Raw genomic sequence first — 384 nt, 5'->3', positions numbered from 1 at the left:
TTATTTCTCGGTTAAAATTATAATTAAAATATAATTAATACAGAAAATAATATTATCTAGTTTTCAAAGAACAAAGTTGACACTGACGTGTCAATGGAGAATAACGGGATCGAACCGTTGACCTCCTGCTTGCAAAGCAGGTGCTCTCCCAGCTGAGCTAATTCCCCAAAATATTCGATTGTCACTTACCAGTAACGATGGGTCTAAGTGGACTCGAACCACCGACCTCACGCTTATCAGGCGTGCGCTCTAAACCAGCTGAGCTATAGACCCAAAAGCGCGAACATTTATTTTGATGAGAGTCGATCTCTCAAAACTAAACAAGACTTTAATTGTGTAAGGTTTCCGAATTTTTCCTTAGAAAGGAGGTGATCCAGCCGCAGG

Annotated in this window: 2 tRNA genes; both read right to left on the bottom strand. The window is 40.4% G+C overall.

Annotation, left to right across the window (positions count from 1 at the left end):
* Positions 1-94 precede the first annotated feature (94 nt).
* Positions 95-167, bottom strand: a tRNA-Ala gene (locus AC6UD2_RS06745).
* Between the two features lie 31 nt (positions 168-198).
* Positions 199-273 (bottom strand) — tRNA-Ile (locus AC6UD2_RS06740).
* Positions 274-384: the final 111 nt, after the last annotated feature.

The sequence above is a fragment of the Fructilactobacillus sp. X2R5C2 genome, from assembly GCF_059901375.1.
Note: the sequence above shows the minus strand (reverse complement) of the source record. Positions and strands in the feature narration are given on the sequence as shown.